The sequence below is a fragment of the Pseudomonas sp. LW8 genome (genome assembly GCF_041956865.1).
GTDB classification, from domain to species: domain Bacteria; phylum Pseudomonadota; class Gammaproteobacteria; order Pseudomonadales; family Pseudomonadaceae; genus Aquipseudomonas; species Aquipseudomonas siliginis.
In genome coordinates, this window is record NZ_CP168138.1 from 2,535,779 (window position 1) to 2,545,520 (window position 9,742).

Annotated in this window: 14 protein-coding genes; all 14 read left to right on the forward strand. The window is 59.7% G+C overall.

The features are described 5' to 3' along the window. Positions 1-66: 66 nt before the first annotated feature. A complete protein-coding gene (locus tag AB9L16_RS11495; RefSeq protein ID WP_375123584.1) occupies positions 67-690 on the forward strand; it encodes a putative metallopeptidase in 624 nt (207 codons plus the stop codon). A 32-nt stretch (positions 691-722) separates the two neighbouring features. After that, a complete protein-coding gene (locus AB9L16_RS11500) occupies positions 723-1,199 on the forward strand; it encodes a DUF2280 domain-containing protein (RefSeq protein WP_339100224.1) in 477 nt (158 codons plus the stop codon). Continuing rightward, a complete protein-coding gene (locus AB9L16_RS11505) occupies positions 1,174-2,493 on the forward strand; it encodes a terminase (RefSeq protein WP_095118671.1) in 1,320 nt (439 codons plus the stop codon). The genes AB9L16_RS11500 and AB9L16_RS11505 overlap by 26 nt, the downstream gene beginning before the upstream one ends. After that, on the forward strand, positions 2,493-3,953 hold the full coding sequence (locus AB9L16_RS11510) for a DUF4055 domain-containing protein (RefSeq protein WP_375123585.1): 1,461 nt from the start codon (positions 2,493-2,495) through the stop codon (positions 3,951-3,953). Before AB9L16_RS11505 ends, AB9L16_RS11510 begins: the two co-directional genes overlap by 1 nt. Next, a complete protein-coding gene (locus tag AB9L16_RS11515; RefSeq protein WP_375123586.1) occupies positions 3,871-4,983 on the forward strand; it encodes a minor capsid protein in 1,113 nt (370 codons plus the stop codon). The genes AB9L16_RS11510 and AB9L16_RS11515 overlap by 83 nt, the downstream gene beginning before the upstream one ends. Positions 4,984-4,991: 8 nt before the next feature. Continuing rightward, positions 4,992-5,477, forward strand: coding sequence for a DnaT-like ssDNA-binding protein (locus AB9L16_RS11520; protein WP_375123587.1), 486 nt, complete (start codon positions 4,992-4,994; stop codon positions 5,475-5,477). An 80-nt stretch (positions 5,478-5,557) separates the two neighbouring features. After that, positions 5,558-5,698 (forward strand): hypothetical protein, encoded by a 141-nt coding sequence (locus AB9L16_RS11525; RefSeq protein ID WP_375123588.1) that lies wholly within the window; start codon positions 5,558-5,560, stop codon positions 5,696-5,698. Positions 5,699-5,837: 139 nt separating this feature from the next. Continuing rightward, on the forward strand, positions 5,838-6,575 hold the full coding sequence (locus tag AB9L16_RS11530) for a hypothetical protein (protein ID WP_038861998.1): 738 nt from the start codon (positions 5,838-5,840) through the stop codon (positions 6,573-6,575). A 3-nt stretch (positions 6,576-6,578) separates the two neighbouring features. Beyond that, a complete protein-coding gene (locus AB9L16_RS11535; RefSeq protein ID WP_056785404.1) occupies positions 6,579-7,556 on the forward strand; it encodes a major capsid protein in 978 nt (325 codons plus the stop codon). A gap of 58 nt (positions 7,557-7,614) precedes the next feature. After that, entirely contained in the window at positions 7,615-7,920 is a 306-nt protein-coding gene (locus tag AB9L16_RS11540) for a HeH/LEM domain-containing protein (RefSeq protein ID WP_375123589.1), read from the forward strand. 10 nt (positions 7,921-7,930) lie between these two features. Further along, entirely contained in the window at positions 7,931-8,308 is a 378-nt protein-coding gene (locus AB9L16_RS11545; RefSeq protein ID WP_375123590.1) for a hypothetical protein, read from the forward strand. A gap of 2 nt (positions 8,309-8,310) precedes the next feature. Further along, complete coding sequence (locus tag AB9L16_RS11550) at positions 8,311-8,703, forward strand: hypothetical protein (protein ID WP_375123765.1); 393 nt, start codon at positions 8,311-8,313, stop codon at positions 8,701-8,703. Between the two features lies 1 nt (position 8,704). Further along, positions 8,705-9,289 (forward strand): hypothetical protein, encoded by a 585-nt coding sequence (locus tag AB9L16_RS11555; protein WP_375123591.1) that lies wholly within the window; start codon positions 8,705-8,707, stop codon positions 9,287-9,289. Then, positions 9,286-9,705 carry a phage tail terminator-like protein gene (locus AB9L16_RS11560; RefSeq protein WP_375123592.1) on the forward strand — a complete coding sequence of 140 codons (420 nt, stop codon included), beginning with the start codon at positions 9,286-9,288 and terminating at the stop codon, positions 9,703-9,705. The genes AB9L16_RS11555 and AB9L16_RS11560 overlap by 4 nt, the downstream gene beginning before the upstream one ends. Positions 9,706-9,742: the final 37 nt, after the last annotated feature.

Below are 9,742 nucleotides of genomic sequence, written 5' to 3' on the forward strand. Positions count from 1 at the left end.
CTCCTTGCGCTGATTGAATCACACCAATACCGGCAACCAGCCATCAATACAAGCTTGAGGTGATTCGTGAGCAGACCGATGCCTCCGGAGTCGCTGCTCTACTTGTCTGAGCTGTCCAGCCTCGGTATTCGCCTGATCCCAGCGCCAGAAGTGTGGGAGTGGCTCCAAGCAGAAATCCTCGCCGACACCGGAAGCATCCACAACGAAGACCATGCCCATCTGATCGATGCGGACGTGAGAGTCATGTGGGCGTCTGCCGCCTTCACGAAGAAGGGGCGCACGGTGGTCGGTCAGGCCGAACAGGTAGCGTTCCGCGCCGGTGGCTGGCAGAAAGCCCGAATTGAACAGCAGATGCTGGATTGGTTCGGCGACGTGCCGGCCTACATCATCACACTGGCTGCCGATTACTGCGCCGACTGTTCCGACGCTGACTTCTGCGCACTGGTCGAACATGAGCTGTATCACATCGCTCAGGCGACCGATCAGTACGGCGCACCCAAGTTCACCCAGGAAGGATTGCCCAAGCTTGAGATGCGCGGACACGACGTTGAAGAGTTCGTCGGTGTTGTGCGTCGGTATGGGGCGAGTCCTCAAGTGCAAGAGCTGGTGGACGCTGCAAACACTCCTGCTGAGGTGGGGAAATTGAACATATCGAGGGCCTGCGGAACCTGTCTGCTCAAGTCGGCCTGAACTTCTGACAGGTTTTGACGGATGACAACCATATGGCAGCACTACGAAGCGAGGTCAAAGCCTTCATCGTTCAGGCTCTAGCCTGCTTTGATACGCCATCCCAGGTAGTCGAGTCGGTCAAGAAAGAGTTCGGCATCGAGCTCAGTCGGCAGCAGTGTGAATCCCACGACCCAACAAAATTCGCTGGCCGGGGGCTTGGGGCGAAGTGGGTCGAGTTGTTCCACGCAGCCCGCAAGAGATTCCGCGAAGAGACCACAGACATTCCGATCGCGAACCGTGCGTATCGACTTCGCACCCTGGGACGCATGGCCGAGAAGGCCGAGAGCCTGAAAAACATGGCGCTGACTGCCCAGTTGCTGGAGCAGGCAGCCAAAGAAGTGGGCGACGTTTACGTGAATCGTCGCCTCGAACCTGAAAAACCTCTGGGCTCCCAAGCGGACCAGCAGCACGCCGTTGCTGAGTACACCCTGGAGCCTGATGAGAATGTCCCCGCTACCCCGTACCTATGACCCGCCGGTAAAGCTGACGCCGAAGCAGGCGAACATTTACTGCTGGGGCTTCCAGCCTCAGGCGCGCTTCCGCGATGCGGTGTGTGGTCGCCGGTTCGGCAAGACGTTCTTGGGCAAAGCTGAGATGCGTCGAGCTGCTCGCCTGGCTGCTGAGTGGGGCGTGAGCGTCGAGGACGAGATCTGGTACGGCGCGCCGACCTTCAAGCAGGCCAAGCGCGTATTCTGGCGCCGGCTGAAGCAGGCGATCCCTGAAGCGTGGCGTGCACACCGCCCGAACGAAACGGAATGTTCGATCACGCTCAAGTCTGGCCACGTCATGCGCGTGGTAGGGCTCGACAACTACGACAACTTGCGCGGCTCCGGTCTGTTCTTCGTTCTGGTGGATGAATGGGCGGATTGCCCGTGGGAAGCATGGGAAGAAGTCCTCCGCCCGATGCTCTCGACCTGCCAATACTCGATACCGGGCATTGGCATGCGGAAGGGCGGTCATGCGCTACGCATCGGCACACCCAAGGGATTCAATCACTGCTACGACACTTTCCAAGACGGCCGGCCGGGGCATGAGCCTGATCACAAGAGCTGGCTCTACACATCGCTCGATGGCGGCAACGTTCCGGCTGAAGAGCTTGAGGCTGCCCGCCGCAAGATGGACCCTCGAACCTTTCGACAGGAATACGAGGCCAGCTTTGAGAACTACGCAGGTGTTGTCTACTACACGTTCAATCGTGAGGCGAACCGCACCAGCGAAACCATTAAGCGCGGCGAGGCCCTGCACATCGGTATGGACTTCAACGTCATGAAGATGGCGGCAGTCGTGCACGTCATTCGCGATGACCTGCCACTGGCGCTCAGTGAGTTTTCAGATGTGCGGGACACTCCTGAGATGATCGAGAAGATCAAGCTCCGCTTTCCAGACCACAGCATTGCGATCTACCCGGACGCCAGCGGCCAGAACACCAGCAGTAAGAGCGCGAGCGAATCTGACCTGTCACTGCTGAAAAAGGCTGGATTTACCGTAGTGGTGGATTCAACCAACCCCGCTGTGAAGGACCGGGTCAACGCCATGTGCGCGATGTTCGCCAATACCTACGGCGAGCATCGATATCTGGTCAACGTTGACCAGTGTCCGAAATACACGCAGTGCCTAGAGCGCCAGATTTACACGGACAAGGGCGAGCCCGATAAGAAGGCCGGCTATGACCACCTGGTGGATGCCCCTGGCTACTTCATTGCCAAGCGGTACCCGATCAAAACACGCACAGGCGGAACACGCCGAATTGGAGGCTTGGCCTGATGCCAGTGCAATCGACAAACCCCGACTACGACGCGCACATCGCCGAATGGGAAATGATGGACGACGCGCTCGAGGGTGAGTGCGCCGTGAAGCGTAACGAGCGCAACCTGCCCAAGCCGAGCGGCATGGTCGAAGCTGAGAAGCTCGACGGTGCGGGCAACAAGTACCTTTACGAGAACTACACGAACCGGGCTCAGTACGAGCATTGGGTGCGCGACTCGTTGCGCTCAATGATGGGGTTGGTTTCCCGACTGATCCCGGAGATTGAGCTGCCCACCGGCCTGAAGGGGATCGAGGACAATGCCACTTCTGACGGCTTCGGCCTGAAGCAACTGTTTTTCCGCATGGTGCGCCAGGCTATTTCACACGGCCGCGTCCCTCTGGTGGTGAACATCGATGAGCGCGGCGAGCCGTACTTCTCGACATACGCCACTCGCAACGCGATCAACTGGGACACGGCTGATCAAGGCGGTCGCCAAGACCTGGTCCTTTCGGTGTTCCGGGAATTCCGCAAGAAGGGCGGCGATCGCTACAGCCACGACTGCGACACGGTGTTTCGCGAGTTCTTCATGCAGGGCGAGACCTGTTACACCGCTGTACGGAACGAAGGTGGTGAGATCGTCGAGGAGGAGAAGCCCCTAGGCACCACTGGCACCGACAACCGACTGGTCAAAGGCCTGTCATACCTGCCGGTGATCTATTGCGGCTCGACCGACAACTCGCCGGAAGTGGACGAGGTGCCGCTGCTCACAATGGCGCGCGCCGCGCTGAAGTCCTATCAACTGAGCGCTGACTACTTCACTGCGCTACACCAGACCAGCCACCCGCAACCTTGGGTATCTGGCCTGGATGACTCGGTGGAGCTGAGCGTGACCGGGCCATCTGCTGCTTGGGATCTAGGCCCGAATGGCGAGTGCGGTTACCTGGAGTTCCAAGGTGCCGGCATTGAAGCAGTCCGCAAGGCCATGGACGACCAGAAAAACGCCGCCCTTGAAGCCGGCGCCAAGGTCATGGACGTGGGCGGCACCGAGTCGGGCGAGGCGCGCAAAACACGTCAGAACGACCAGCACGCCACGTTGCACAGCATTGTCGTCACGGTGGCAGAGGCAGTGGAGCAGGCACTGCGCTACGCCGCTGAGTGGAAGGGCTACGACCCCCAGCAGGTCAAGTTCAAGGTGAGCCCTGAATTTGTGACCCCAGTGGTCGACGCCCAGGTGCTGGCTGAGCTGCTCAAGGGTGTGATGGCTGGCACGATCAGCGCCGACACTTACTGGCAGTACCTCACCACCGGCAAGTTGCCGGATCGCCCATACGAAGACGAAGCCGACCTGATCAGCGATGAGCGCGAGTCGGCCGGCATCAACCTGGATAAAGACGATGCCATCGACAAACCTGGCGCAGGCAGACAGCCAACTGCTGGAGCAGACGACGCGCCACTCGGTGATGCTGGAGCGGCTTAAGGCCGGCGAGGTCAAGAAGTTCGAGAAGTACCTTCGCCAGATCGACACGCTTGTGCGGGTGCAGTTGACCCGCAGGGAGCTGACCACCTACAGCCGGGACCGCCTTGAGCAGTTCCTGGCTCGTGTGGACGGTAAGCTGCTGGAGATCTACAAGGCCTACGGCGACCTGGTGCAGGCCGATCTGGTCGATATCGCTCTGTACGAGTCGACCTTTGAGGCCAACAGCCTGAGCAATGCGCTGTCCATCGACGCGGTTGTGCCGACCAACACGGTTATCCGCGCGGCGGTGTTCTCCTATCCGCTTCAGGTGAAGGGCATCGACGGCGGAAAGCTGCTGAAGAGCTTCTTCAGCGGCTGGACGCGGACCGAGACGATGCGCGTCACGAACACGATCCGGCTCGGCTTCGGCCAGGGCCAGACCAACGCCGAGATCATTCAGGCGATTCGCGGAACTGCGGCGCAGAACTTCACGGACGGCATACTCGCGGTGAGCAATCGCAACGCTGCTGCTGTGGTGCAGACGGCAATCCAGCACGTGGCCACGACGGCGCGAATGGAGACGCTGAAAGCCAACAGCGACGTGGTACTCGGCTATCGCTGGGTTTCGACGCTCGACCGCAAGACCTCGCAGCAGTGCAAGGGGCTGGATGGCATGCGTTTCGACCTAGGCAAAGGACCGCTGCCGCCGACGCACATTAACTGCCGGTCAACCACGGTGCCGACAACCCGCCTTTCCGAGATGTTCGCCAAGGACGCGACGCGCGCTGCGGTAGGCGAAAACGGCGGAGCACAGGTAGATGCGAGCCTGAACTATTACGAGTGGCTGGCAACGCAGCCGGCGAGCTTTCAGGATCATGCGCTCGGGCCTGTGCGCGCCAAATTGTTTCGCGATGGGGGGCTGACGCCGGAGAAGTTCGCCAAGCTGCAGCTCGACAAGTCGTTCAAGCCGCTGACCCTTGCTCAACTCAAGGATCTTGAGCCTGACATGTTCAGCCGGGCAGGCGTTACACTCGGCGCTCAATCAGGCTGAGCACACCTATGCTTGTCATTGTCGAGGATGGAACAGTGAGACCAGACGCCAACAGCTTTGTGCCGTTGGAGAAACTGGTCTTCTACCGAAATTATTACGGCTTCCCGCTCCCTGCTACCGAGAACGAGCAAAGGGCTCTGCTGTTGCGCGCTGCCGCCACCATGAACTCCATGGAATGGAAGGGCCGCAAGGCGCGAGATACGCAGGCGTTGGCTTGGCCAAGGCGCCAGTGCAAGGTCGGAATGGAAATTCTGTCGGAAACGTTCGTCCCGTTCGAAATTGAATGGGGTCAGCTCAGGTTGGCGGTAGAGCTGTACGCTGCGGATAACGGGTTCGGCATCCCGGAGCCTGCCTTCGGCACCGAGAAAGACGGAGAGCGCGTGAGGTTGCTCCGGAGCAATCCCGGCGCAATGCTTCGGCCGCCTCCCTACGCACCGAGTAGGACGCAGTTCGCCGATTATCTAGTGATGCGTGGGTTGACGGTCATAACTTGACACGGCAGGTCTATTGCCGAAGGCCGTTAAAATGTATATAAAACCGCGCCGCTGTACCATTTCAATCAGAGGCGATCAATATGCCAGTAGAAATCGACAACACAGAAATTGACGACGAGATCGAAGAGGAAGAAGAGCACGAAGAAGAGGGGCCGGAAGAGCTTGATCCGATGGATCAGGAAGGCTGGGAACACAACATTGAACGCTTGAACGACCTCTAACGCTTCCTCATCGATTTAACCGAATCAAAGAAACCGCCCTAGTGGCGGTTTTTTATTACCAGAATTCACACCAAACCGCCCAATGGGCGGTTTTTTATTGCCTGCAAAGCGGGCCGACCAAACCCAAGGGGTGCACCAAGTGGCAGACGAAAACCAGATTGATCTTGAGGACCCGGCAGTTCAGACCGCCATTGCTGCAGCTGTAGAGGCGGCGACCCTGGGTCTCAAGAACAAAAACACCGAGCTGCTTGGCTCGCTCCGGACCACCAAAACTGAACTGGAAGGATTCAAGTCCCAGTTCGAAGGCTTGGATATCGCCGCCGTGAAAGGGCTGCTGACCAAGGTCGGCCAGGACGAAGAAACCAAGCTGATTGCCGAAGGCAAGCTGGACGAGGTCATCACCCGTCGTACTGAGCGCCTGCGCACCGATTACGACACCAAGCTTGCCGCCGAGAAAGCGCGCGCCGACAAGGCCGAGCAATTCGCTGCCAAATACAGCGACAAGGTGCTGGCCGATTCCATCCGCGCTGCTGCCATCAAGGCCGGCGCGCTCCCTGAGGCTGCGGAGGACATCATCCTGCGCGCCCGGGGCACTTTCAAACTCAGTGAAGACGGCGAGGCGATTGCCACCGACCGTGACGGCGAGGTCGTTTACGGGAAGGACGGGAAAACCCCGCTGTCGCCGCTCGAATGGGCGGAATCGCTGCGTGAAACAGCAACACACCTGTGGCCAAGGGCTCAGGGTGCCGGCCCGACCGGCGACCAAGGTGGCAAGGCCACGAAAAAATGGGGCGAGTACACGGAAACCGAGCGCGCTGCGATCGCCCGTGACAATCCCGAGCTGTTCAAGAAAATCCAGGCCACCAAAGGAACCTAATTCATGGCAACTACCCAACTGACCGACATCTTCGTCGGTGACTACTACGCCTCGCTGGAGCCGGTAAATAGCCCGGAGAAAACCGCTGTCTACGAGTCGGGCATTGTGACCCGCTCGCCCGTTCTGGACGCTATCGCTTCCGGCAGCCAAGGCACCGCCGAGATCAGCTACTGGCAGGATCTCAACGCTGATGAAGCCCCCAACATCAGCAACGATGATCCGAACGACCAGGGCGAAGTCGGCAAAGTCACTCAGGACAGCATGCGTGCTCGCGTCCTGTACCTCAACAAAGGTTATGGCGTGGCCGACCTGACCGCCGAACTCGCGAACAGCGAGCCTCAGCAGCAGATTCGCAACCGCTTCGGCACCTACTGGACTCGCCAGTGGCAGCGTTACGCTCTCGGCGCAGCGCGCGGCATCATCGCGTCGAACATCGCCAACAACGGCGGTGACATGGTGATCGACGCAGGCGCGGCCATCAGCGCGAACGCGTTTCAGGATGCCGCGTTCACCGCTGGCGATGCGGCCGATCAGTTCGGCGCGATCGGCGTGCACTCGGTGGTGATGAACCAGATGGTCAAGCAGGATCTCATCGAGTATCTGCGCGACTCCGACGGCAAAATCATCCTGGCCACCTACCTGGGCAAGCCAGTGTTCATGGACGATGGCCTGGTGTACGGCGCCGGCAAATATCTGTCGGTGTTCTTCGGCCAAGGCGCGTTCGGCTACGGCGAAGGCACGCCGAAGGTGCCGGTGGAGATCGAGCGCAAACCGGGCGGCGGTAATGGCGGCGGTGCTGAGGTGCTGTGGGAACGGAAGACCTACATTCTCCAGCCTGCCGGCTTCAGCTGGAAAGGCTCCGAAGCTCAGAACCTCAGCCCGACCGCGACCCAGTATGCCGCTGCTGCGAACTGGGAGCGCGTGTTCAGCCGCAAGCAGGTCCCATTCGCCGCCGTCATCAGCGGTACCACAACGCCGTAATCCGGCCTCCACTTACCCTGGCGCCAGCAAGGGCGCCGGGCTGCATTTGAGGTGACTCATGAAAGTTATCTACACGGACAAACCGGGCAAAGAGCGCGGCGTGTGCTACCGCCTGCTGAGCGAATTCTTCGGCGTCATTGGCACTGCCACTGAGGTGGTCATCGAGGGTGATGCGCCTGAAATTTACGATGCATACGAAGCGGCGGGCATCAAAGTTTCGGACGGCAAGGAGACAGAAAATGCCGAAACCGACCCTCTGAAAATGAAGGTCCCCGAGCTGAAAGATTGGCTGACGGCGAAGGGCATCGCCTTTGACCCAGCCGCCAAGAAAGAAGACCTGCAGGCCCTGGTGCCAGCGCAATAAGGACAAGCACATGACCGACTTCATCACCGTTGCCGATGTTGACGCTTCGCTGGGTCCTGGCTGGGCCGGCGCCGGTGATCCGGTCCTTGCTGTGACCATGGCCAACGCCTGGCTCACGGCCAAGATCAAGCGGGTTGTTCCAGATCCGGTTCCGATCGAGATCAAAACAGCCGGCGCCCAGGTCGCCAAAGAGGCGGCGGAGGGCAAGTTGTACGCGGCAACTCAGAAGGAAGTGCAGAGCAAGACGGTTTCGGCTCAGTCCGGCACGTCTGTGAGCAAGACCTACCTGGCCGGATCTACTGATCAATCGGCGGGTGTGAACTTCGCTCTGGCGCTCCTGGAGCCTTGGATCAAGCGTTCCGGCGTGATGTTGCTGAAAAGGATCTGATGATGGGCATGCGCGAAGAGATTCAGGCTGAAATGGCTGAGGCGTTCGATGACCCCGACGGCTTGGCCGACGCGGTAAAGCCAGTGGAGGGCGTACGCAAGGTTGCGGGCGAGTATGACCCTGACCTGGGTGGCGAGACGCCGGAGACCACCATCACTTACATGGGGCGCGGCGTTTTGGGTAGCTACCTGTCCAACGAAATCGATGGGTCTCTCATCCAGACCACCGACAAGAAGCTACTGGTGCTGCAAAACGAGCTGTTCGTTTCGGAGGCGGGCTCGCCAACAGCTGCACCCGCCGAGCCCGCCATCGGCGATATCGTCAACGGGTTGCGGGTGATGAACGTGTCTGCGGACCCTGCTGATGCAACGTGGACGGCGCAACTGAGGAAATGACATGGCCGCTCAATCCGGCAGCTTCGCCCTGAGCCTGGCCAAGTTCGCCGCTCAGACCGGCGAAGCCATCGACGCCAGTGTGCGCGAGATAATCATCGAGGTCGGTAGCAGCCTGATCCGCATGTCTCCCGTGGGCAACCCGGAGATCTGGGCGCAGAACGCAGTTGCCTCCGAGTACAACAAGGCTGTCGACGAACACAACACTGCGCTGCGCAGCGACCCAGCGAACCTGACCAAGGGTGGCAGGCTCAAGAAAGGCCGCAAGCTCAACGACGGCATGGACGTCAAGGCGCCAGAAGGCTACGTCGGCGGCCGGTTCCGTGCGAACTGGCACATCTCACTCGGCGTAGTCGAAAGCGTCACCTTTGACGAGATAGACCCGAGCGGCGCCGAAACCACCGCCGCGCTGGTCGCCGCAATGAGTGACTTCACCGCCGGCCAGATGGCTTACATCATCAACAATTTGCCCTATGCGATTCCGCTGGAGTTCGGCCATTCAACCCAGGCCCCCGGCGGTATGGTTCGGGTAACCGTGGCTCGCTTCCAGCAAATCGTGTTGGAGGCCATCAGGAACAACCAGGTATGAGTCATGCAATCATCGCCTCGATCTACGAGGCAAAGCTGATCGCCTGGAACGCTGCCAGGTCGGAAAAGCTCAAGATCGTTTTTGAGAACATGGCGTATACGCCCGCAGCGGGCGAGACTTACCTACGGGCATTCACCATTCCGGGCGACACGGCCAGCAACACGCTCAGCGGTGATCACCGGCTGTATACCGGTGTGTTTCAGGTAAGCATCATTTCCCCGGCCGGTACTGGCAAAGCGACAACCAATCCCATTGCCGCCGAGATCATCGCGTTATTTCCCCTTTATGTGCGCGCTGTGAAAAATGGTTTTGTAGTCACACCTATGACCCCTGTAGATGTCGGCCCAGGTATCACAGGCGATTCAACCTATACCGTCCCGCTGTCGTTCTCATATCGGTCCGACACCACGCCATAACGCGCCCGTTGGGCGAATCCTGAACCCGCCACCGAGC